Source organism: Kocuria sp. SL71 (genome assembly GCF_026672465.1).
GTDB classification, from domain to species: Bacteria; Actinomycetota; Actinomycetes; order Actinomycetales; family Micrococcaceae; genus Kocuria; species Kocuria palustris.
Genome location: NZ_JAPPRE010000001.1, coordinates 2,019,520 through 2,040,488, shown reverse-complemented (window position 1 = coordinate 2,040,488; position 20,969 = coordinate 2,019,520). Strand labels below are relative to the sequence as shown.

Below are 20,969 nucleotides of genomic sequence, written 5' to 3'. Positions count from 1 at the left end.
TGGTTCTGGCTGCTTGTCTGCCGAGGCTCCTCGGCGGCATTCGTCCCAGTCTATCGGCCAGCTCAGCTGACCGCGGTACGGCCCTCGAACGCCCGGCCCAGCGTGACCTCGTCCGCGTACTCCAGGTCTCCGCCCACGGGCAGCCCCGAGGCCAGGCGGGTCACCGTGATGCCCAGGGTCCGCAGCATGCGCGCCAGGTAGGTGGCGGTCGCCTCGCCCTCGAGGTTCGGGTCGGTGGCCAGGACGATCTCCTGGACGGTCTCGTCCGAGAGCCGGGTCATGAGCTCGCGGATCCGCAGCTGATCAGGGCCGACGCCGCCGATCGGATTGATGGAGCCGCCGAGCACGTGGTACAGCCCGCGGAACGCTCGGGTGCGCTCGATGGCCATGACGTCCTTGGACTCCTCGACAACGCAGATGACGGTGCGGTCGCGACGCGGATCGCGGCAGATGCTGCACTGCTCCTGCTCGGAGACGTTGCCGCAGGTTTCGCAGTGCTGGACCCGCTCCTTGACCGCGATCAGGGCATCGGCCAGCGACTGGACGTCCGAGCGCTCGGCATCGAGCAGGAAGAAGGCGATGCGCTGGGCGGACTTGGGGCCCACCCCGGGCAGGCGACCGAGCTCATCGATCAGGTCCTGGACTGCGCCTTCGTACACGGATCACTCATTTCGACGGTTTCGATGGGGCGGGTGCGCTCCAGGAGGGACGACGGAAGCTCAGATGCCGCTCTGATGCGGGATCTCCTCCAGCAGCCGCCCGCCGAGGATGCGCTCGATCAGCGCCCGCGTGCTCTGGTCCGTGTTCTCCACGGCCTCGTCATCCTCGCTGGGCGAGAACGTCGCCTCCGAGTCTAGGTCCGGGGCCGACGACGCAGCCCGGCTCGGCTCGGCGCTGCGCTCAGCGGCGGCGAAATGTGCCGCGTGGCGCTCCCGGAAGCTCTGCTTGCGCGGCGCAGCGGGCGCTGCCGATCCCGATGAAGGCGCTGCGGCTCCGCCTGCTGCGGTGCCCGAGGGAGCGGACGCCGAGCGTGCTCCTGCAGAGGGCGCCACTGCTCCGGCGGGGCATCCTCCTGGGGCGGCTGCTGCGGGGACTGCTCCTCCGATGGAAGGTCCTGCGGCGGCTGCTCCGAGACGGGCTCTGCGGAGTGGCCCGGGGTCTGTGCCGGCGTGCGGAAGGACCCGGGGCGGGCGGAGTCCTGCTGGGAGGTCGGCTCGCCCCGCTCGACGGACGGCGCGAGCGTCTGCGCTGCCGGTCCGCCGGAGGTGTGCTGCGGATCCGTGTCCGCGCCGTGCCCCGCGCCGGAGCCGGCCGCCGCGCGCGACGGTGCCCCGCGGTAGCCGGGGTCCTCGAAGGGCGGCTCCTCTTCGGGGGGAGCCTCATCCGGCCAGGGGATGTCGTCGTACGGGCTGGCGGGCACGATCGGATCCGGCGACGGGTCCTCGCCGCGCCGACGCTGAGCCGACCTCTGTGGCTGCCGCCGGGGTGCAGCCTGGTCCCGGTTCTCGGCCGGCTGGTGGGGAGGGGCCTGTTCGCGCGGTGCTGCCTGCTCCCGGGCCGCTGGCGGCGGCTGGGAGGCTGACGGCTCCTGGGGGTCCTGCGAGGGCGAGAACGGCTCGACGGATTCCGCCCACGCGGCGCGGGCGTCCTGCGTGGACAGCGGTGCGCTCTCGGGCTCCGGCCGAGTCTGCTCCGGGGACTGCGCCGACGGCGGGGCTGAGGCCGCCTCCTGCGACGCCTCAGAGGCCGAGTCCTGGCGGGTGCTCTCCTCCGGTCCGGCCGGTGTCGGGGCAGCTCCCGTGGGAGCCGGATCTGCCGGGGCCTCGGGAACCTCGGGCTCGGTGCCCTGGGCGGGACCATCGGGTCCGGCAGGGGCGGCCTCCACCGGATCCGAGGTGGGGATCGACGCCACAGCCCAGGTCGTCACCTCGGCGGAGTCGTCCTGCTGAGGGGCCGACTGCTCGGCCTCCTCCTGAGGGGCCTCGTCCTGCGGGGTCAGGCTGCCGGGCTGCCGTCGGGGTTCAGCGCGCTGAGACGGCTGCTCGCGCTGGGGCGGTCGCTGACCCTGGGCGGGGAACGGCCGAGGGCCGGTCGCCCGGCCCCCGTCATGCTGCGCTTCCTCCCGGTCATCGCTGGGTCTGCCCCGCGGCTCGCCGCCGTGCTGTGCTGGAGTGCTTCGTCCCGAGCCGCGCTGCTCGGGGCCCTGCTGCCGGACTCGGTCTGCGCGTTCGCGCTCGGGCGGCCCGGACCACCGGGCCCGTTCGAGCTCGGTCCGCCGGGTCCTGCGCCGCGGGGCCCGGCGGAGCCCGGAGCGCCGGGGGCGGATCCGCCCGGACCGGCAGTGCTGGGGCCGACGCCGCCCGGCCCGCTCGAGCCGGACCCCTGCGGAGCTGCGCCTCGAGGTCCGCCGGAGTCATGCCGGGTCCCCCCTCCGGGACCGACGGCCTCCACGCGGCAGGTCACGCCGATGACCTGCTGGATCGCCTGGACCAGGTTCGGCTCGAAGCGCGGGAAGTTCTTGCGGTCGCCCTCGGCATCGAACATCAGCTGCAGGACGGAGCCGTCGAAGGCGATGGGGGTTCCGCGCATGGTGGTCATCCACGAGACGCGATGGATCTCCGCCAGGGCCGAGATGATCTCGGTCCAGGAGCTGCGGATCATGTCGATCTCGCCGCCGCTGGCGGGGCCGCGGGAGGCGGACTCATCCGCGTGCGGCGGACGCTGAGGCGTCTGATCCGGGGCGCCGGCAGGCTGCTGGGGAGCCTGTGGCTGCGCCTCGGCGCGCCGTGGCCCCCGACTGCTGAGACCCTGACAGCTGGGACACCGACTGGGGGCCATCCTGCGCGGGCGCAGAGTTCCCCGAGGATCCGGACGACTCGCCGCGAGTCTCCGGCTGGCGACCGCGGAACTTCCCGAAGCCGCCTTCGGCCGCAGCGAGCGGATCCGATTCCTGCACCTCGGGCTGGGCCGGGGCAGGAGCCTCGGAGGCAGTGTCATGCTCCCCTGCGGGGGTGGAGCCGCTGTGCGCGTCGGTGTCCTCGGCAGCGGGCTGGACAGGCCGGGACGGCTCGGGCTGAGGAGCCGGTGCCTGCTGCGGGGCGCCGGAGGAGGCCTGCTCCTGCGGCACATCCACCAGGGGCCCGGTGGGAGCGCCCGTGCGCCCGATGTTCAGGCGTCGCTCGAGGCGATCCACGCGCACGCCGACTCCGCGGGTGGTGTTCTCCGCCGAGGGCAGCAGCAGCCGGGCGCACAGCAGCTCCAGGTGCAGCTGCGGGGAGGTGGCCCCCACCATCTCGGTCAGCGCCTCGTTGGTGATGTCCGCGCAGCGCGAGAGCTCCGAGGCGCCCATCTGATGCGCCTGATTGCGCAGGCGGGCGATCTGGTCCTCCGGGGTCCCGTGGAGGATGTTGCCCGCGTTCTCCGGCACGGCGTCCACGATCACGAGGTCGCGGAAGCGCTCGAGCAGATCCTCCACGAACCGCCGCGGATCCTGTCCTGTCTGGATCACGCGGTCGACGGCGCGGAACACCGTGGCGGCGTCGCCGGAGGCGAAGGCGTCGACGACGTCGTCGAGAAGGGCCCCATGGGTGTAGCCGAGCAGCGAGCTGGCCAGGTCGTAGCTGATCTGATCCTGGTCGGTGCCGGCCATGAGCTGATCCAGCACGGAGAGGGAGTCGCGCACGGAGCCGCCGCCGGCGCGGACCACCATGGCCTGCACGCCGGGCTCCACGCCCACGCCCTCCTGCTCGCACAGGGCGCTGAGGTAGTCCATGAGCGGCTCGGGCGGGACCAGGCGGAACGGGTAGTGGTGCGTGCGGGAGCGGATGGTCGGCAGGACCTTGTTCGGCTCCGTGGTGGCGAAGATGAACTTGATGTGCTCCGGCGGCTCCTCGACGATCTTCAGCAGCGCGTTGAAGCCGTCGCGCGTGACCATGTGGGCCTCGTCGATGATGAAGATCTTGTACCGGTCCCGGACCGGGGCGAACGTGGCGCGCTCGCGCAGCTGGCGGGCGTCGTCCACGCCGCCGTGGGAGGCGGCGTCCATCTCGATGACGTCCAGGGAGCCGGCGCCGTCGCGGGCCAGATCGCGGCAGGACTCGCACTGCCCGCAGGGCGTGGGCGTGGGGCCCTGAGCGCAGTTGAGGCAGCGCGCCAGGATGCGCGCCGAGGTGGTCTTGCCGCAGCCTCTCGGACCGGAGAACAGGTAGGCGTGGTTCACCTTGTTCTTGCGCAGCGCGGTCATCAGCGGCTCGGTCACATGGGACTGACCGATGACGTCCTCGAACGTCTCAGGGCGGTAGCGGCGGTACAGGGCGGTCGTCACACGGACACTGTAGCGACGGGCTCCGACGTCCTGAGCGGCGGAGTCGGTGCGGTGGATGACTGAGTTCCGGGTGCGATCCGGGCATGAGAAGACCCCTCGCGCACCCGTCAGAGCTCAAGTGCCCTTGCTGCCTTCCGGCCCTGGGGGGAGTTCCTCAAGATGACGCCGCACGAGGGGCTGTCGAAGAGTGTATCGGACCGGTGCGGGCGCTGTGAAACCCTGCCTCCCATCCCGAGGATTTCCGCCGTCGGGTGCGCATGGTCTACGATGGTCCCTGCATGTTCGCGCCCTGCGGTGCGACCGTGCAGCCGAGGAGGATTCGCCTAGCGGCCTATGGCGCACGCCTGGAACGCGTGTTGGGTTAACGCCCTCGGGGGTTCAAATCCCCCATCCTCCGCCACGCGGAAGCCCCTTCGATCAGCACAAGCGCTGACCGAAGGGGCTTTTTCTTCATGCTCGATTCCAGCCGGGCTGACCGCCAGGCCCTGAGCTGCCGAGAAAGCATGTGCGAACGCTCAGATGTGATCCACGCCGTCATCGGGTGTGACGAATCCGGTGAAGATGAACGGAGTCTTTACAGATACCGTGTCCTGCATGAACAGCACGACACCCCCCGAAGACGCCCCCGCCCCCCGCCCTCGCTGGACCGGGATCGTCGGCGGAGCGGTCGTGATGCTCGTGCTGTCGGCGATCTGCGCGTTCATGCTGCAGAGCTCGGCGCGTGTGGAGGACGACACCTTCGGGCACCTCGTGGAGCTGACGTCGCCGTTCGACGTCCTGGTGATCTTCGTGCTGATGTCCTTCGTCTGGCTGCTGATCGGACGGTTCTGGTGGTCGGTCGGCATCGTCACCGCGGCCCTGGCGATCCTGGCGGTGGCCAGCAAGCAGAAGCTGATGATCCGGCAGGAGCCCGTGTTCCCCAGCGACATGGAGTTCGTGGGACAAGCGGGCTTCCTGCTGTCGATGGTCACGGGCCAGATGATCGCGGCGGTGGTGATCGGGCTCGTCGTGCTGGTCCTGGTGATCGTCGTGATCGGGAAGCTGATGTCCCGGTGGTTCCCGCGCCCGCGCCTGCGCCGCTCGGAAGGCGGAGTCCACAAGCGCTACTTGGGGCTGCGCATCCTGGGAGTGATCGTGACCGGTGCCCTGCTGATCCACACGGTGAGCTTCAATTCCGAATCCAACATGTGGCGTGCGCTCTACGACACGAATGGAGAGGACTGGGGCAACTCGAGCCAGCTGTACAACTACCGCGTCCACGGCTTCGTGGGCGGGTTCCTCTACAACATGCCGACCGATCCCATGGATGAGCCCGAGGGCTACGACGAGGCCGCCATGTCCGATCTCTCCGAGCGCTACGAGGGCCGTGCGGAGCAGATCAACGCCGACCGCGACGGCTCGCTCGAGGACACCAACGTGGTGGTCATCCTCTCCGAGTCGTTCTCCGATCCCACGCGCATGGACGGCGTCGAGCTCGACGAGGACCCGATCCCGCAGACCCGCGAGACCATGGAGGAGACCCTGTCCGGGACCATGTACTCCAACTCCTACGGCGGAGGCACCTCCACCATGGAGTTCGAGTCGATGACCGGTGAGCCCGTGGGGCTGTTCCGCCAGCAGGCGAACTCGCCGTACCAGAACTTCGTCAGCGACCTGGACGGATACCCGTCGGCTGCGGGCGCCTTCGAGGAGATGGGCCACGTCTCCGTGGCGATCCACCCCTACAACCTGCACATGTACAAGCGCCCGGCGGTCTACGAGAACTTCGGCTTCGACCGGGTGATCAACGAGGACAATATCCAGGAGGAAGACCACCTGGGGCGCAGCCCGTACATCAGCGACGCCTCGGCCTTCGACGAGGTGCTCCACCAGATGGACACCACCGACGAGCCCGTGTTCACGAACCTGGTGACCATGCAGAACCACGGTCCGTACTTCGACTTCTACGACGACCCGATCGGAGTCGAGGTCGCCGACGGCTCGGACACCGGTCAGCTGAGCCAGTACGCCCGCGGCCTGCACAACACCGACGACGCGATGGCCGAGTTCCTGCAGCAGCTGCGCGAGGGTGACGAGGAGACGATCGTGGTCTTCTACGGCGATCACCTGCCCGGCGTCTACTCGGATGAGCTGCGCGCGCAGAACGACCCGGAGACCAGCCTGCAGACCCCGTACTACGTGTGGAACAGCGAGACGGATCAGACCTCCGAGGGCACCGTGACCACTCCGGCCATGTTCCTGCCCAAGATCTACGAGGTCGCCGACGCTCCCGTCACGCCCTACCTGGCACTGCTCGACGACGTGAACGGGTCCATGCCGGTGATCCAGCGCGAGCGCATGCTGGATCCGCAGGGCGAGGAGCTGGATCCCGAGAACCTGGACGAGACGCGGGCGGATCTGCTCCAGGACCTGAAGCTCGTGCAGTACGACTTCTCGATCGGCGAGAGGTACGTGGTGGATGAGATGTGGCCGGGGGCAGTCCAGCGGCAGTGAGGGGCCGTCCCGGCGGCGGATGATTCGGCATCGGGGTGGGGCCACTTCGGGTCACATCGCAGCCGGGTGGAGTGAGGGGCCTGTTTCCCCTGGTCAGAGGCTTGCAGGGTCCGTCGGGGCTCTGTCCAGCCCATTCCCAGCCACTGGCCAGCGTCCCTGCCCGGACGCGGAAGGGGACCTCTCCCATGCCCACGAACCGATCTCGCGCCCGCCATCGGGCCGCACCTCGAAACCGTCCGCTGCTCCCGGGGGCGCGCAGACTCGCAGCGCTCGCCGCGGCGGCGAGCGTGGCCGTGACCGGCGCGATCGTCGCCGCCCCGGCTGCCACAGCCCAGACCGTCCGCACCGGAGACACCTCCGGGCCCGGCAAGGTCGCCTACCTGCACGGCAATCAGTAGTCCCAGATCATGTGCCGCGGCGGCGCCCTCGTAGGCGCGGTCGACTCCGTCGTGGTGGACCCGATCACCGCCTCCGGCAACCTCCCTGCCGGCTCCTGCAACCTGGCCGACATGCGCGCGGCCAATCCCGGGGTGAAGTTCTACGCCTACCTGGACATCGGCGGCATCTCAGACGCCTCGTCGTGGACTCGGGATCCGTTCCACAGCACCTGCCTGTCCCTGAACCGCGACGGCGCGAACTACACGGTGCGGCCCAACAACTCGCGGGTCGCCGTGGACTCCAATGGCCGCGCGGTCTATCCCGGGTTCTCCCACCTGCGCATCGCGAGCCTCTCGAGCTCCTACAACGCCTCGTGCGCCGACCGGGCCGCGGACATCGTGACCACAGACTCCGTGCGCGGCACCACCGGCGCCGCTCCCACGCAGTTCGACGGGGTCTTCCTGGATGACATGGCGATGTCTCCGGCCCAGGGCCAGAACATGCGCGACATCGGAACGTGGGGCCCGTGGGGCTCCGACGACGGCTACGGCCAGGCGATGCTGCGCACCGTGGCGGCGATCGACGACGAGGTCGCCCGTCGCGACGGCGGCGCCAAGATCGCAGGCAACCTCGGGGTCTACGCGGACTACCCGAACCAGCAGGCGCTGGCCAAGCAGCTCGGCTCATCGCGGGATCTGGACTGGATCTTCCGGGAGTCCACCATCGGCGGCGCGAACGGCTCGTCCATGGGCGCCTGGCACGTGACCCAGCAGAACGGCGCCCTGATGGGGCAGGTCGCGGCCCTGGGCACGCCCGTGGTGATGCACAACTTCGCGGTCAACGCCACGACGACTCCTGCAGCCAGCGGGGGCGTCGGGGGAAGCTGCCTGCTCGACTCCACACCGAACGCCGGCGCGCTGCAGGCCGCGGTGGACACCCGACGGGCTCGCGACATGTCGATGGTCCTGGCGACCACGCTGATGTCGCGCACGGGCCCCGGCCAGCTGCAGACGGCCGTCGCCGAGGCGCAGACGACCTGCCGAGAGACCCGGGATTCCGGCAAGCAGTTCCGGGAGAGCATCTTCTGGTACTCCCTCGACGAGGACCGCTCGGAGACCGCCGATCTGCGCTATGCCGTGAACTGGAAGGGCCTGTATGCCGTGGGCGACACACAATTTGCCTACGACCGGCACGTGCACTCCCGCAAGCTCAACGACGGCCGCTGGGTGCGGATCAACTTCCTGAACTACGGCGTCACGGTCAATGGGCACTACATCCCGCCGCGCACCGGTGTGCTGACGCGCTGAGCCGCGTCGTCCGTCCACGGCCTGAGCCGGCCTTCTGGCGGCAGATCCCGGTCCTGGGCATCGAACTCGGTGCCCAGGACCGGGATCTGCTGCTGTTCGGGAACTGATCGGGCTTCGCCGCAGGCCTCCAAGCGGCGGTGCTGCGCTCGCAGCCTCCCGTGAGTCGGGGCCTCGTGAAGAGCCGAGGCGACGGGAGACGAGCAGAGGGAACGGCGAGCGCTTTGGAGTGGAAGTCACTGGTCAGCGGAAAGCTGGACAGCCTGGATCTGCAGCTGCGGCTGCCTCACGACGGGGATGTCGTGGTGAGGAGGGGAGCTTCTGGCATGCCCTCCGTCGTGGTCGCCTCGCCCGCGCTGGCAGACGGGTGCCAGCTCGTGGGGCACATCCAGGCAGAGGCCCGCGGAGACGTCAATCCTCCGGAGCTCGGGCACTTCCTGGGGGTCTGCGCTGCGGCCGACGAGGCGAACTCCCCGGAGCCGTCGGAGGCGCAGGTCGCCCCGGAGTGGGTCGTGCATCTGAAGCGGCTCTACCACGGGGTGCTGAAGGGCCATGAGGAGCGCCTGCTGGTGAGCACAAGCCACCCGCAGCCCGGAAGGACCGAGCTCGGCGCGCGGAAGCTGCCGCTGGCTGAGAAGTTCCTGCCAGATGACCAGCAGTGGCTGGCCAAGGGCTATACGGATGGCTGGGGCCTGGGCATCCGCTCGCAGAAGCGCGAACTGGACCGCGCCGAGGACATGGCGGCGCCCTTCGTCAGGATCCTGAGCGAGTGGTACCGGGTCGAGACCGTCCAGGTGAGCTGATCAGCTGGCCAGGCTCAGAGCGGGGGCCGGCTCGCTCAGGCGGACGGGGGAGCCCTCGTCGTCGAAGCGGGCACCCAGCCCGCGCAGGATGAAGGTGACCGTGGCGCGGACGTGGCGCTCGTGGGCGGCGCGGTCCTCCTCCGAGTTGGCCTCCCGGTCGGCCGTGGAGGCCAGGGAGCCGTGGACCAGGCGGCCCATCTCCGGGAGGTCGCCGTCCGGCAGCCAGCCGTCGGCGACGGCCTCGCGGAGGATGTCGATGAGCACGAGTCGCAGAGAGCCCACGTGGGCGCCGAGCTTCTGGAAGTCCTCCGGGGAGAGCACCGTGCGCATGGCCGGCCCCGGGGGGATGTGACGGCGCGAGAGGTCGTCGAGCTGGGCGCGGACGTACACGCCGAGCTTGTCCACGGGATTCTCGACCAGGGCGAGCTCGGCGTGCAGCTCGCGCATGAAGCGATCGGTCTCGTCCATGGTGAAGGCGATGAGCAGCTCGCCCATGTCCGCGAAGTAGTTGTAGACGGCCGTGCGGCCGATGCCGGCGTTGCGGGCCACATGGGTCATGGTGAGCCCGGTCAGGCCCTGCTGGTACAGCAGCTGGCCGAAGGACTCGAGGATGGCGTGCTTGGTGTGCTCGCGCTGCTCGGCGTTGGTGGCCGCTTGGATCTTGGGCATGCTGACACCTTACTACCAGATGTCGCCAAAAGACCCCTGAGTGAGGCGAGACTTACTTGGAATCTCCTGGGCATGAGCTGACAGGGAGGCGCCCCGCCTGCTCCGAGCGGAGCGGGCGGGGCGCAGTACTGCGCGAAGGCTCAGGACAGGGCCTGGGCGATCTCGCGGTTGAAGGCCTCCAGGTCGCCGGGATCGCGCGAGGTGATCAGGTTGCCGTCGACGACGACCTCCTCGTCGACCCAGTCGGCCCCGGCGTTCTTGAGGTCCACCTCGGTGGATGCGAACGAGGTCAGGCGGCGGCCCTTGGCCAGGCCCGCCTGGGCCAGGATCCACGGGGCGTGGCAGATCGCGGCCACGGGCTTGTCCGCGGCGAAGAACGCCTTGACCAGCTCCACCGAGTCCTCGTCCAGACGGAGGGCGTCGGCGTTGAGGGTGCCGCCGGGCAGCACCAGCATGTCGAAGTCCTCGACCCGCGCCTGGCCGACCGGGAGGTCGACGTCGAAGGTGTCGGCGTGGTCCCAGTCGCTCTGCATGGCCTGGAGGGTGCCCTCCGAGGGCGAGATGAGCGTGGTGGTCGCACCGGCCTCGTCGAGGGCCTGGCGGGGGCTGGTCAGCTCGACCTGCTCCACGCCGCGAGTCAGCAGGAAGGCCACCTTCTTATCGGAGACTGCCATGTCGTGCTCCTCTCATTCAGGTTCGTGTACGGCGACGGATTCTTCCGTGCCGCGTCATCCCCCATAACCCGCAGTCTGCGGAGCGTATTCCTTGTGAGAAGTGCCGGGCTGCATCGTCTCGGCAGTGGTCGGCTGTTCGGGCCGGGCTGCGGGCAGGAGGGTCACGGCCGCCAGTGCGATCACCCCGGAGATCAGCTTGTCCGCCACGAAGGTGAAGAGGTTGCCCGTCAGCGCTGCACCGAGGGTCGGCAGGCCCCGGGCCGGGGTACGCGTCATCCCCCAGCGGCGGGCGCCGTATCCCCAGACCAGTGCGCCCGCGATGTTCACCGGCATGAGGGCCAGTGACGTCTCCGGGCCCACGAGCATGATCGGCACGACCCATCGGCGGCGCACCTGCGGGCTGCTGGGTGCCGCAGCAGGCGGAGTCTGCGCAGCGGAGGCCTGCTCCGAGTTCTCGTCGGACGACAGCGGGGAGGTGGCCTGCTCTGGGCCTGAATCGGCGGCGGCAGGGACCTCTGGCGGCGGGGCCGGCTGCTGGGTCTCGCTGCTCGGCGGCAGCTCGGACTCCTGGCGGGGTCGTGCCCTCCGGGCCCGACGAGCCCACGCGGCACCCTGGTGCTCATCCTCTTCCAGGGCCGCGGCGATCTCCCCGACCAGCGACGCGTCCAGCCGGGTGCGGCCCATGCGGAAGGCGTCGTACGCGGTCGTGCGCGCGACTCGGGCGGACGACGTCGTCGATCGACTCGCGAGGCGCGGGGCCTGTTGTCGGATCCATTGCGCCTCCTCGCCTCGATCTGCGTCCGCCGTCCAGGACCTTCTGATCCTCAGTCGGGTTCGCATCGGGATTCCGGAGCTCATGACCCCGCGGAAGTGTCCGGGAGCTGCTCGGAGGCGAAAGCCGGCCCCGCACTGCATCGACTGCAGTGCGGGGCCGCGATTGTCATATGCCCTGAATGGAATGTGTAGGGCGCTGCTGCTCAGGCGCGCTCGGCGGCCAGCCCGCCCTGCCATAGGGAGTCGAACGGGGCGTGGGAGCTCACGCGCTGGCGGATGCCGGCCGAGACGAACTCCTTGGCGGCCTGGGCCGCCTCCAGCGGGGACACGCCCTTGGCCAGCTCGGCGGTGATCGCCGCGGCCAGGGTGCAGCCGGCTCCGGCGACGGCGACGTCGCCGACCTTCGGCGAGGACAGGACCTCGGTCGTGGTGCCGTCGTAGAACACGTCCACGGCGTCCGGACCCTCCAGGCGCACGCCGCCCTTGGCGAGCACGGCGGCCCCGGAACGCTCGTGGATGCGCTTGGCGGCCTCCTCCAGCTGCTCGACGGTCGTGATGTCGTCCATTCCGGACAGCGAGATCGACTCGAAGTGGTTGGGCGTCACGAACGTGGCCTTCGGCAGGATCTGGGCGGTCAGCGCCTTGTCCGTGTCGAGTGCGGCACCGGGCTCCTGGCCCTTGCAGATCAGCACCGGGTCCAGGACCAGGTGCGGGGTCTTCAGGGACTCGAGGGCCTGGGCGACGACGTCGATGGTCTGCGGCGAGCCGAGCATGCCGATCTTGACGGCGCTGAGGTCGTAGGCCGAGGAGGCGGCGTCGAGCTGATCGGCGATCACCTGCGGATCCACCGGGGAGAAGCGGTGGCCCCAGTCGTTGCGGGGGTCGAAGGACACGATGCAGGTCAGCGCCAGCGAGCCGAAGACGCCAAGCTCCTGGAAGGTCTTGAGATCCGCCTGGGCGCCGGCGCCGCCGGTGGCCTCGTTGCCGGCGATCGTGAGCGCGAACGGGGGAGTCTGAGCAGCGGGTGCAGAAGTCATGGCTCGATTCTGCTCCTGCTGGGCGGGTGGCACCAACATGGCCGTCGTGGGCGGTCATCGCGGCCTGTATCCTGGCGCGGTCGAGACGGTTCGACGCGCTGGGTGGCAGGCAGCGCGTCCGTCGGCCCTGCGCAGCCCCAGGCTCCTGCAGGTCGTGCCGCGCTCGGATCCACGCGCGACGGAGACGGCATCAGCCCGCTCCGCTCGGCGCTGACAACCCCTCCCCAGGAGCCCTGCCGCATGACCAGCGACCCCCGCACGCCGTCGTCGTCCCCGATGACCGCGGCCCAGTACGCCCGCCGCCCCCGCAGCCTGTTCGACCTGTTCGTGGCCGCGACCGCCGTGATCCTGGTGCTGTCCAACATCGGCGCCACCAAGGGCGTGCAGATAGGCCCCATCATCACCGACGGCGGCTTCTTCCTCTTCCCGCTGGCCTACGTGGTGGGCGATGTGGTCTCCGAGGTCTGGGGCTTCCGCGCAGCGCGGCGCTCCACGCTGATGGCCTTCGCCGCCGGCGCCTTCGCGAGCCTGTGCTTCTGGATCATCATCGCGCTGCCGGCCGCACCGTTCTACGAGGGCCAGGGGGCCTTCGCGCAGACCCTGGGCCCGGTGCCGCTGATCGTCCTTGCCTCCCTGCTGGGCTTCCTGGTGGGGCAGCTGCTCAACGCGTACGTGCTGGTCAAGGTCAAGCAGCGCACCCGGGAGCGGCACCTGTGGGCGCGGCTGATGGCCTCCACGCTGGTCGGCGAGCTCGTGGACACGATCATCTTCTGCGCGATCGCCGCCCCCGTGATCGGCATCGAGACGCCGGGGCAGTTCCTGAACTACGTGCTCGTCGGCTACGTCTGGAAGTGCCTGATCGAGGTCGTCATGCTCCCGGTCACCTACGCCGTGGTGGCGCGCGTCAAGAAGATCGAGGACTACGGCGCCGTGACCGCCTGAGGCCTGCTGGCTCCTCGCCATCGCACGCAGAGGCCGCTCGACGACGACGGCGGGGTTCAGTCCCGCTGCAGATGCGCCAGCTGAGCCTCGATCGAGCGGCGGGCCGCGGGGCGGACCTGGGCGGGGACCTCCGGGTAGATGCGCTCGGCGAGCTCGTCGGCGGAGACCCCCTGGGCTGTCGCGCTCATGGACTCGAGGGCTGCGCGGACCTCGTCCAGGCGCTCCAGCCGATGGTCGCGCAGCTCCCGGCAGGTCTTGGCCAGATCCGGCAGCGGCTCACCATGGGCGGGAAGACCCAAGCCACCGGCGGCCTCGAGCCGATCGAGCGAGGCCAGGTAGTCGCCCAGCGTCCCGTCCGGATGATCGAGCATGGTGGTGCCGCGGCCCAGGACGGTGTCGCCCGTGAGGATGGGGGCGATCGCGGCACCATCGGTCAGCGCGGCGTCGTCGAGGATCCGGAAGCTCAGGGAGTCGGAGGTGTGCCCCGGCGTGGCCAGCACCTCGATCGAGACCCCGGCGGCGGTGAGACGCTCGCCGTCGCGCAGCGGCTGCCCATGGCGGCAGTGCTCCGGCAGCGCGGCCCGCACGGGCGCTGCGGTCAGCTTGCGCAGGGAATCGATCGCCTCGGTGTGATCATCGTGGCGGTGCGTGATCAGCACCAGCTCCACGGGCCCCGCCGCGGCGAGAGCCTGCACGTGCTCCGGTAGGTCGGGGCCGGGATCCACCACGACGACGCCGTCGGAGCCCGGCGCGCGCAGCAGCAGGCTGTTCGTGCCCTCGAGCGTCATGGGCCCGGGGTTCTCGGCGCGCAGCACGGAGACCAGGCGGGTCAGCCGACGGATCTGAGGGCTCATCAGGACTCCCGGGAATCCAGCAGCGCGCGCAGTCGATCGAGCGAGGAGTCCCAGGCGCCCTTGGCGGTCGCGTGGACCTCCTTCGGCAGCGGCCCCTGCAGCAGCTCGATCCGGGTCCCGCCGTCGACGGGCACGAGCTCGATGCGCAGCAGGATCAGATGCTCGGTGGGCTCGCCATCGGGCCCCGGCAGCGCCTCCTGGATCTCGAGCATCTCCTCCGGCACGATCGCCGCGTGCCGGCCGTGGGAGGGGGCGCCCATCTGGGGGTCGTCGTCCATGACCATGGCGAAGCGGCGGATGCCGCCCGGCCGCGGATCCAGCTCGAGGGACTCGGGGTGGACGCTCCAGCCCTGCGGCCCGTACCAGCGCGGCAGCAGCTCGGGGTCCATGAGGGCCTGGTAGATCCGCGACGACGGGTGCGGCAGGACCCTATGCAGGCGCCAGCGCTGCTCGGCGGGGACGCGATCCAGGTCGGAGCTGGGGCGGTCGCTGGGGTTCTCGGTCATCTGTGCCTCCTTGTGGCTCACGTGCTCGGGTCGCAGGCGTGGGCGCGGCTCACGGGTGGTCGCCGCTGTAGTAGTCGGCCAGGGTCGCGTCCCGGTAGGCCAGGTACGACCCGTCCTCCATCGCCTCGCGGGCGCGGTCCACCAGCCGGATGGTGAAGCGCTCATTGTGGATCGAGGCCAGCGTGGCCGCCACCCGCTCCTTGGCCTTGAACAGGTGGTGCACGTAGGCGCGGGTGTAGTGCGTGCAGGTGTAGCAGTCGCAGTCCTCGTCGATGGGGCGGAAGTCCCGCTTGAAGCGCGCCGCCGGGAGGTTGAACCGGCCCTTGGGGTGGTAGCAGGCCCCGGTGCGGGCCACGCGGGTGGGGGAGACGCAGTCGAACGTGTCCGCCCCTGCCTCCAGCGCCACGAAGATGTCGTCCGGCTCGGAGATGCCCAGCAGGTGCCGCGGTCGGTCCTCGGGCAGCTCCTCGGCGCACCAGCCCACGATCGTGCCGAGGTTCTTCTTCTCCAGCGCCCCGCCGATGCCGTAGCCGTCGAAGTCCATGGCTCCCAGGTCGCGGCTGGCCTGTCGGCGCAGGTCCTCGTACTGGGCGCCCTGGATCACGCCGAACAGCGCCTGGTACGGCCGGTGCTGCCGAGCCTGCGTGAGCCGTTCGTGCTCCTCGAGGCAGCGCAGGGCCCACAGCCGGGTCCGCTCGAGGGCGCGCTCCTGGTAGCCACGGGAATTGTGCAGGGTGGTCAGCTCGTCGAAGGCGAACATGATGTCCGCGCCGATCCCGTGCTGGACCTGCATGGAGACCTCAGGGGTGAACCGGTGCTTGTCGCCGTTGAGGTGCGAGATGAACGTGACGCCGTCGTCGTCCACGTTCGCCAGGCGCTCCTTGCCCTCGGCCACGTCGTCATCGCCCACGGGGCCCTTGGGGGAGGGGCCATCCATGTCGATCACCTTCTTGAACCCGGAGCCCAGGGACATGACCTGGAAGCCGCCGGAGTCGGTGAAGGTGGGGCCGTCCCAGTTCATGAAGCGGCCGAGCCCGCCGGCCTCGTCGAGCAGATCGTGACCGGGGCGCAGGTACAGGTGGTAGGCATTGGCCAGCAGCGCCTGCGCGCCGAGCTCCTTCATGGCCTCCGGCAGCACGGCCTTGACGGTCGCGGCGGTGGCCACGGGGATGAAGGCGGGCGTGCGGATGGTGCCGTGTGGTGTGGTGATCTCCCCGGTGCGGCCCAGCCACGGGGGCTCGGGGTCGCCGTGCGGATCGGTCCGCGGGGGCTGGGCGACGGTCTCGGTCAGCCGAGTGCGCACCCGGAAGGAGAAGCTGTCCCGCCCGGAGAGCGGGTGGGGCTTGGGCGCGGGGGTCTGCTCGGAGTCCATCCGTCCATTGTCCCCGATGCAGCGGCCCGAGCCGGTCCGCCCGGGGCGGGGCTAGCATCGACTGCGGCCCTCGAGCCTCATCGCATCCCCTCCCGCCGCTCGAGCGCGGATGCCCCAGTCCCTCATCGGAGCGCTTCCCGCCCAGGGCAGCCCCGACTCTTCCGCAGGAAGGAGCCCGCGTGTCCGGATCGTCCACCGTCCGCCAGCTGTTCGAGGTGGGCCCCTCCCGCCGGGACCACGTGCCTGCGGTGCGCATCGCCCTGGCCGTGGGGATCCCTCTCGTGCTGCTGATGCTCCTGGGGCGCCCGGACCTGACGATCTACGCGGCCTTCGGCGCCTTCACCTCGATCTACGCCCGGCACGAGCCGCTGCGCCAGCGCCTGGGCCATGAGCTGCAGGCGGGCGCGCTGGTCACGGTCTCGGTGGCCATCGGCGCGCTGCTGTCCTGGTTCGGCGCGCCGGAGCCCCTGGTCCTGGGCATCACCTCCGTGGTCGCCGCGATCGGCGCGGTGCTGGCGGCGGCCTGGAACCTGAAGCCCGCCGGGTCGGTGTTCTTCATCTTCGCCACCGGCGCGATCGGCTCCCTGGGGCCCGATGCCGTGGCGCACCCGCTGCTGGCGATCGCGATCGCAGCCGGCTCCGCCGCCTTCTCCGTCCTGCTGGCGTGGATCTGGTCCCTGGTGGGCGAGGGGCGCGAGGGGAAGTCACCGCCCCCGGCGCCGGTGGTGCGCTTGACCCGCGGCCAGCTGGCCGCGCACGGCGGGCGCTTCCTGGTGGCCACGGGACTGGCCGCCGTGGTGGCCCTGATCGTCTCCCAGGCCGCCGGGCTCAGCCACGTCTACTGGGCGCAGGTTGCCGCCGCCCGATCGCGGCGCCCACGCACCTGGCGCGGCTGCAGCGCGGCGTCCACCGCATGGTCGGCACGCTGGGCGGCGTGGGCGTGACCGCGTTCGTGCTGGCCTTCGATCTGGGCCCGTGGCAGATGCTGGTCCTGGTGATCCTCTTCCAGCTGCTCGCCGAGCTGTTCGTGGGCCGCAACTACTCGCTGGCACTGCTGTTCATCACGCCGCTGGCGCTGCTGATGACGCAGCTGGCGCATCCGGTCCCGGCCGCGCCGCTGCTGCAGGCCCGCGCGGTGGAGACCGTGCTGGGCGCGCTGTGCGGCATGGTCGTGATCTACTTCTGGCGCAACAGCGAGGAGCGCCGAGCAGACACGCAGGCCATGCCGCGGATCATCGCCGCCTCGCAGGCGGACCGCCGCGGCGGCCCGGCGGACGCGGACCTCGACGGCGCGGCCGCGGGTGAGGACGACGACGGGCGCAGCGCTCCTCGCAGGACCGCTCGCGCTGAAGGCCGCTCAGCGGCCCCAGCCGACGTGCGCCAGGGCCTGCTCGATCAGCCGGCCCCGGCCGCCGGCGAACTCCGCCTGGATGTCGGCGCTGAGCGCCTCCTCGGGGGTGACCCAGGACAGCTGCAGCGCGTCCTCGCGCGGCTGGCACTCGCCGCGCACGGGCACCACGTAGTTCAGCGCGACCGCGTGCTGGCGGTTGTCCGTGAAGCCCGTCTCCGACGGATGCGGGAAGTACTCAGTGACCGCGAAGGGGACAGTCGAGGGCGGGACCATGGGCATGACCAGCGGCCCGAGATCCTTCTCCAGGTGCCGCAGCAGCGCCCCGCGGATCGTCTCGCGGTACAGGACGCGCCCCGAGACCACGGCGCGCTCCAGCTCGCCGACGTCATTGGGCTGCAGCAGCAGGCCCACCTCCGAGACGCAGCCCACGGGATCCAGCTGCACGGGGATCGCCTGGACGTAGACGATCGGCAGGCGGGCACGGGCCTCGCGGAGGTCTTCCTCGGACAGCCAGCCGGGATTCGGGTCCGGTGTGCGTATGGAGCTCATGGGATCTGTCTACCTCAGCCGTCGGGTCTCGTGGTGGGTCGGTGCCGGGGTTTCCGCGATCAGCGGAGGCTGCGCTCCAGGCGGGCCGCGGCCTCCAGGATCATCCAGGACTGGATCTGCGTGGACAGATCCACCGGGGCGCCCACGCGCTGGGTCTGATCCGCGTCCTTGAGGGGGTCGGAGGAGAAGATCGCGCGCACGCGCCGGGGCTCCGGGCGGGCGTTGGGGTCGTGGGGGTCCATGCCGGGATCGAACTCGCGACGGCCGTCCCAGAGGGCGTCGGCGGTGTCGAGGACCAGGCGCCGTGCGGTGAGGCGGGAAGCCTCGGGCAGCTGGGGGTCCTCGGCGGCCTCCGCCAGGTTCCGCACCAGGATGCCGGTGAACAGCCCGCCGTCGCCGGTGCCGTGCGTGGACAGGCTCCGACGCCGCCGACCGGAAGCACTGGTGGAGTCGCGCCCGAAGTGCGATTCGGCGCCGGCGATGATCTGTCCCGCCCACTCCAGCCAGGACCGAGCCCGATCCCGGGGCACGACGGCGGCATGCTCCAGGCATGCCGCCAGCACGGGGCCGGAGTTGTAGGAGTAGACGGCGTCGTCGCGCTGCGTGGTCTCCTTGCCGGAGCCGGCGGCCAGCAGCTTGATCCCGTCCCAGAACACGCCGCGCTGGGCGTCCCAGAGGTTCTCACGCAGCCAGCTCAGCAGCCGTTCGGCGGAGTCGTCGGAGGCGGTGCGCGCAGCGATCAGGGCCGCCGGGCCCGTGGTCGCGGCATTCTTGTAGGTGCGCTCGCGGCTCCAGAACATGCCGCCGCCGAGGTCGTCGGTGTGCGCCGAGCGGATCTGGGACAGCAGGAGGCTCCCGGCCCGCAGGACGTCGCCGGAGGAGGCGCCGCAGACCTGATCGAGCTGGCGCAGGCGGCCCAGGGCCAGCATGAGCCAGGACATGTCGTCGAAGAAGCTGTTGATCACGACCGACCCGCCCGAGCGCACGGCGATGCCGCGCAGCAGCTGATGCGCGCGCTTGCGCAGCGGCTCCGGGTCCCCTCCCGAGGAGGCCTCCCGCAGGGCGGCATCCACGAGGGCGTCGAGCAGGTGCGCCTGCCACCAGTAGTGCCAGGTCAGGTTGGTCCGCGACGGCCCCGGGAAGGTGATCGCAGCCAGCCAGGTCCCGGGGATGCCGAGGGCCCGCTGCCCGAACAGCTCCTGCACCGAGCGGGCGGCCAGAGCTGCGCGCACGGCGCGGTCGTCGACGGCATCGGCGAGGATCGAGGCGGCGGGGTCGTGGCTCATGGCTCTCCTGTGCGTGGGGGTCGTGCGCTGCCGTCGAAAGTGCTGCGGGCTGTCGCGGACGGCTGGCCCTCAGCCTAGCGATCCGCCCCGACGCCCCCCCCGCGATCTCCGAGGCGGCATCAGCGGGGGAGGGTCTTCAGGCGGCGACGGCTCCTCAGCTCCAGGGCCTGCCCGGTCACCGGGTGGGTGAGTCGCAGGGTGCGCGCGAGCAGCTGGAGCGGACGCGAGACGTCGCCCGGCTCCCGGGGAAGCACCTGCGGGTAGAGCGGATCCCAGCGGATGGGCGTCCCGAGCGCTGCCAGGTGGACCCGCAGCTGGTGGGTCTGCCCGGTCAAGGGGTGCAGGCGCAGGTGGGCCCAGCGGCCGTCGTCGTCCTCGAAGGCGCTCAGCGGATCGAGGTGCGTCACGGCATTGGGCTCGCCGGGGACCTCGGCGGCCTGCAGGACCCCGCGCTGCTTGAGCAGCCGGCTGCTGCGCCGATCCGGCAGGTCCTCGAGCACCAGACCGCCCAGGCGGGCTACCGCTTCGTACGACTTCTCGGTGCGACGGTCCTGGAACTGGCGCTGCACGGCCCCGCGCGCCCGGGGATCGCGGATCAGCAGCAGCACGCCGGCGGTGTCCCGGTCCAGGCGATGCGCCGGAACCAGGTCGTCCTCGCCGCGGCGGCGACGCAGCACGCTCAGCGCCGTCTGCGCGATGAACCCTCCCCGCGGTGTGGACGGCAGCCCGTGCGGCTTGTCGACCGCCAGCAGCCATTCGTCCTCGTAGAGGACCGGCATGTCATGGGGCAGCTCGGGCTCCACCGGAAGCTCGCGGTGGTACCAGACCCGCTGACCGGCGCACGGGGCGTCGGCGGGCAGCGGGGCGCCGCGGTCGTCGACGATCTCGCCGCCCGACAGCAGCCGCTCGAGCTGCGCACGCGAGGCGGGGAAGCGCAGCAGCAGGTGCTCGCCGGCCGTGCAGCTGCGGTCGTCCGGGAGCCGGACCGAGACCGGATCGATGCCATCGCGCGGGGAGAGCGGTCTGGGACGTGCGCGGCGGCGGGACATGGGGGCATCCTGGCAGACTCGGGGCAACGACGACGTGAGGAAGTGCGATCACCATGACCACCCCCAGGCGGCCCGAGCAGGTCGTGCTGCTGGACACCGCGCGCCTGCCGATCGGCACGGCGCTGAAATCCGAGGTCCACACCGCGGACACCCCTCTGCACCTGGCCTTCTCCTGCTGGGTCCTGGACGACGACGGGCGGGTGCTGCTCACCCGTCGTGCCCTGAGCAAGCGGACCTGGCCGGGCGTGTGGACGAACAGCTTCTGCGGCCACCCGGGACCGGGCGAATCCATGGCTGCGGCGCTGCGCCGCCGGGCCGAGCAGGAGCTGGGACTCGAGCTGACCGAGCTGCGGGAGGTCGTGCCGGAGTTCGCCTACTGGGCGCGCGATGCCTCGGGCGTGGTCGAGAACGAGTTCTGCCCGGTGTGGACCGCCCGGGCCGAGTCCTCGCCCGTGCCGAATCCCGAGGAGGTCGCGGAGTCCCTCTGGGTCGATCCCGCCGAGCTGCTGCGGGCCAGCCGGGCCGTGCCGCAGCTGCTGAGCCCCTGGCTCAACGAGGAGCTCTCCCAGCCCGGGCTGCTCGCCGCCCTCGACTGCTGAGGAGC

The 20,969-nt window shown here is 71.0% G+C and carries 20 protein-coding genes, 1 tRNA gene, 1 other RNA gene and 1 pseudogene; 8 read left to right on the top strand and 15 right to left on the bottom strand.

The window, feature by feature from the left end; translation table 11 throughout:
• Positions 1-62 precede the first annotated feature (62 nt).
• From recR to ffs, 5 genes are all read right to left on the bottom strand, one after another.
• On the bottom strand, positions 63-659 hold the full coding sequence (recR, locus tag OVA15_RS09215) for a recombination mediator RecR (protein WP_006213963.1): 597 nt from the start codon (positions 657-659) through the stop codon (positions 63-65).
• A 194-nt stretch (positions 660-853) separates the two neighbouring features.
• Positions 854-1,927 carry a hypothetical protein gene (locus OVA15_RS09210; protein WP_268144492.1) on the bottom strand — a complete coding sequence of 358 codons (1,074 nt, stop codon included), beginning with the start codon at positions 1,925-1,927 and terminating at the stop codon, positions 854-856.
• A 68-nt stretch (positions 1,928-1,995) separates the two neighbouring features.
• The gene (locus OVA15_RS09205; protein ID WP_268144490.1) at positions 1,996-2,661 is read right to left on the bottom strand and encodes a hypothetical protein; all 666 of its coding nucleotides are present in this window, start codon (positions 2,659-2,661) and stop codon (positions 1,996-1,998) included.
• Positions 2,662-2,701: 40 nt separating this feature from the next.
• A complete protein-coding gene (locus OVA15_RS09200; protein WP_268144488.1) occupies positions 2,702-4,324 on the bottom strand; it encodes a DNA polymerase III subunit gamma and tau in 1,623 nt (540 codons plus the stop codon).
• Positions 4,325-4,408: 84 nt separating this feature from the next.
• Positions 4,409-4,506, bottom strand: an RNA gene (ffs, locus tag OVA15_RS09195) — signal recognition particle sRNA small type.
• A 130-nt stretch (positions 4,507-4,636) separates the two neighbouring features.
• On the opposite strand from ffs, the gene OVA15_RS09190 reads away from it, so the two are divergent.
• The 4 genes from OVA15_RS09190 (at position 4,637) to OVA15_RS09175 (ending at position 9,302) form a co-directional block, all read left to right on the top strand.
• Positions 4,637-4,724: transfer RNA gene (locus tag OVA15_RS09190), tRNA-Ser, on the top strand.
• Positions 4,725-4,918: 194 nt separating this feature from the next.
• Positions 4,919-6,817, top strand: coding sequence for an LTA synthase family protein (locus OVA15_RS09185; protein WP_268144486.1), 1,899 nt, complete (start codon positions 4,919-4,921; stop codon positions 6,815-6,817).
• Positions 6,818-7,224: 407 nt separating this feature from the next.
• Positions 7,225-8,502, top strand: coding sequence for a hypothetical protein (locus OVA15_RS09180; RefSeq protein ID WP_268144484.1), 1,278 nt, complete (start codon positions 7,225-7,227; stop codon positions 8,500-8,502).
• A gap of 323 nt (positions 8,503-8,825) precedes the next feature.
• Entirely contained in the window at positions 8,826-9,302 is a 477-nt protein-coding gene (locus OVA15_RS09175) for a hypothetical protein (protein ID WP_268144482.1), read from the top strand.
• Here the strand turns inward: OVA15_RS09175 and OVA15_RS09170 are convergent, their stop codons facing one another.
• The 4 genes from OVA15_RS09170 to OVA15_RS09155 form a co-directional block, all read right to left on the bottom strand.
• Entirely contained in the window at positions 9,303-9,971 is a 669-nt protein-coding gene (locus OVA15_RS09170; RefSeq protein ID WP_268144481.1) for a TetR/AcrR family transcriptional regulator, read from the bottom strand.
• A 140-nt stretch (positions 9,972-10,111) separates the two neighbouring features.
• Positions 10,112-10,645 carry a type 1 glutamine amidotransferase domain-containing protein gene (locus tag OVA15_RS09165; RefSeq protein WP_206390716.1) on the bottom strand — a complete coding sequence of 178 codons (534 nt, stop codon included), beginning with the start codon at positions 10,643-10,645 and terminating at the stop codon, positions 10,112-10,114.
• A gap of 54 nt (positions 10,646-10,699) precedes the next feature.
• Positions 10,700-11,329, bottom strand: a complete 630-nt coding sequence (locus tag OVA15_RS09160; RefSeq protein WP_206390715.1) for a hypothetical protein — start codon at positions 11,327-11,329, stop codon at positions 10,700-10,702.
• Positions 11,330-11,622: 293 nt separating this feature from the next.
• Positions 11,623-12,456 (bottom strand): hydroxymethylpyrimidine/phosphomethylpyrimidine kinase, encoded by an 834-nt coding sequence (locus tag OVA15_RS09155; protein ID WP_053447954.1) that lies wholly within the window; start codon positions 12,454-12,456, stop codon positions 11,623-11,625.
• Positions 12,457-12,696: 240 nt separating this feature from the next.
• On the opposite strand from OVA15_RS09155, the gene OVA15_RS09150 reads away from it, so the two are divergent.
• Entirely contained in the window at positions 12,697-13,398 is a 702-nt protein-coding gene (locus tag OVA15_RS09150; RefSeq protein ID WP_058872027.1) for a queuosine precursor transporter, read from the top strand.
• A gap of 56 nt (positions 13,399-13,454) precedes the next feature.
• On the opposite strand, the gene OVA15_RS09145 is transcribed toward OVA15_RS09150, so the two are convergent.
• The 3 genes from OVA15_RS09145 to tgt are packed head-to-tail and all read right to left on the bottom strand — an operon-like array spanning position 13,455 to position 16,130.
• Positions 13,455-14,252 carry an MBL fold metallo-hydrolase gene (locus tag OVA15_RS09145; protein ID WP_259870391.1) on the bottom strand — a complete coding sequence of 266 codons (798 nt, stop codon included), beginning with the start codon at positions 14,250-14,252 and terminating at the stop codon, positions 13,455-13,457.
• Positions 14,252-14,758 carry an SRPBCC family protein gene (locus tag OVA15_RS09140; RefSeq protein WP_268144473.1) on the bottom strand — a complete coding sequence of 169 codons (507 nt, stop codon included), beginning with the start codon at positions 14,756-14,758 and terminating at the stop codon, positions 14,252-14,254. Before OVA15_RS09140 ends, OVA15_RS09145 begins: the two co-directional genes overlap by 1 nt.
• A 49-nt stretch (positions 14,759-14,807) precedes the next feature.
• Positions 14,808-16,130: a tRNA guanosine(34) transglycosylase Tgt gene (gene tgt, locus OVA15_RS09135; protein ID WP_268144472.1), complete on the bottom strand. Its 1,323-nt coding sequence runs from the start codon at positions 16,128-16,130 to the stop codon at positions 14,808-14,810.
• A gap of 179 nt (positions 16,131-16,309) precedes the next feature.
• Here tgt and OVA15_RS09130 point away from each other — a divergent pair, with 179 nt between their 5' ends.
• Together OVA15_RS09130 and OVA15_RS13460 are read left to right on the top strand one after the other, a co-directional pair.
• A complete protein-coding gene (locus tag OVA15_RS09130) occupies positions 16,310-17,074 on the top strand; it encodes a hypothetical protein (RefSeq protein ID WP_268144470.1) in 765 nt (254 codons plus the stop codon).
• Positions 17,044-17,244: pseudogene (locus OVA15_RS13460) on the top strand (FUSC family protein); the annotation flags it as partial. The gene OVA15_RS09130 and the pseudogene OVA15_RS13460, both read left to right, overlap by 31 nt.
• A 243-nt stretch (positions 17,245-17,487) precedes the next feature.
• On the opposite strand, the gene OVA15_RS09125 reads toward OVA15_RS13460, so the two are convergent.
• The 3 genes from OVA15_RS09125 to OVA15_RS09115 all read right to left on the bottom strand — a co-directional run bounded on the left by OVA15_RS09125 (position 17,488) and on the right by OVA15_RS09115 (position 20,365).
• A complete protein-coding gene (locus OVA15_RS09125; protein WP_006213947.1) occupies positions 17,488-18,030 on the bottom strand; it encodes an NUDIX hydrolase family protein in 543 nt (180 codons plus the stop codon).
• Between the two features lie 59 nt (positions 18,031-18,089).
• Entirely contained in the window at positions 18,090-19,316 is a 1,227-nt protein-coding gene (locus OVA15_RS09120) for a glycoside hydrolase family 76 protein (protein ID WP_024289721.1), read from the bottom strand.
• A gap of 119 nt (positions 19,317-19,435) precedes the next feature.
• Positions 19,436-20,365: a pseudouridine synthase gene (locus tag OVA15_RS09115; RefSeq protein ID WP_268144467.1), complete on the bottom strand. Its 930-nt coding sequence runs from the start codon at positions 20,363-20,365 to the stop codon at positions 19,436-19,438.
• Between the two features lie 53 nt (positions 20,366-20,418).
• Here OVA15_RS09115 and idi point away from each other — a divergent pair, with 53 nt between their 5' ends.
• Complete coding sequence (idi, locus tag OVA15_RS09110) at positions 20,419-20,964, top strand: isopentenyl-diphosphate Delta-isomerase (RefSeq protein ID WP_006213944.1); 546 nt, start codon at positions 20,419-20,421, stop codon at positions 20,962-20,964.
• The last annotated feature ends 5 nt before the right edge of the window (positions 20,965-20,969 follow it).

Excerpts from the sequence above, each read along its gene's own strand:
- OVA15_RS09205 (WP_268144490.1), bottom strand. The coding sequence starts at position 2,661 with ATGATCCGCAGCTCCTGGACCGAGATCATCTCGGCCCTGGCGGAGATC.
- OVA15_RS09185 (WP_268144486.1), top strand. The coding sequence starts at position 4,919 with ATGAACAGCACGACACCCCCCGAAGACGCCCCCGCCCCCCGCCCTCGC.
- OVA15_RS09180 (WP_268144484.1), top strand. The coding sequence starts at position 7,225 with ATGTGCCGCGGCGGCGCCCTCGTAGGCGCGGTCGACTCCGTCGTGGTG.
- OVA15_RS09175 (WP_268144482.1), top strand. The coding sequence starts at position 8,826 with ATGCCCTCCGTCGTGGTCGCCTCGCCCGCGCTGGCAGACGGGTGCCAG.
- OVA15_RS09170 (WP_268144481.1), bottom strand. The coding sequence starts at position 9,971 with ATGCCCAAGATCCAAGCGGCCACCAACGCCGAGCAGCGCGAGCACACC.
- OVA15_RS09165 (WP_206390716.1), bottom strand. The coding sequence starts at position 10,645 with ATGGCAGTCTCCGATAAGAAGGTGGCCTTCCTGCTGACTCGCGGCGTG.
- OVA15_RS09160 (WP_206390715.1), bottom strand. The coding sequence starts at position 11,329 with ATGGGCCGCACCCGGCTGGACGCGTCGCTGGTCGGGGAGATCGCCGCG.
- OVA15_RS09155 (WP_053447954.1), bottom strand. The coding sequence starts at position 12,456 with ATGACTTCTGCACCCGCTGCTCAGACTCCCCCGTTCGCGCTCACGATC.
- OVA15_RS09150 (WP_058872027.1), top strand. The coding sequence starts at position 12,697 with ATGACCAGCGACCCCCGCACGCCGTCGTCGTCCCCGATGACCGCGGCC.
- OVA15_RS09145 (WP_259870391.1), bottom strand. The coding sequence starts at position 14,252 with ATGAGCCCTCAGATCCGTCGGCTGACCCGCCTGGTCTCCGTGCTGCGC.
- OVA15_RS09140 (WP_268144473.1), bottom strand. The coding sequence starts at position 14,758 with ATGACCGAGAACCCCAGCGACCGCCCCAGCTCCGACCTGGATCGCGTC.
- tgt (WP_268144472.1), bottom strand. The coding sequence starts at position 16,130 with ATGGACTCCGAGCAGACCCCCGCGCCCAAGCCCCACCCGCTCTCCGGG.
- OVA15_RS09125 (WP_006213947.1), bottom strand. The coding sequence starts at position 18,030 with ATGAGCTCCATACGCACACCGGACCCGAATCCCGGCTGGCTGTCCGAG.
- OVA15_RS09120 (WP_024289721.1), bottom strand. The coding sequence starts at position 19,316 with ATGAGCCACGACCCCGCCGCCTCGATCCTCGCCGATGCCGTCGACGAC.
- OVA15_RS09115 (WP_268144467.1), bottom strand. The coding sequence starts at position 20,365 with ATGTCCCGCCGCCGCGCACGTCCCAGACCGCTCTCCCCGCGCGATGGC.
- idi (WP_006213944.1), top strand. The coding sequence starts at position 20,419 with ATGACCACCCCCAGGCGGCCCGAGCAGGTCGTGCTGCTGGACACCGCG.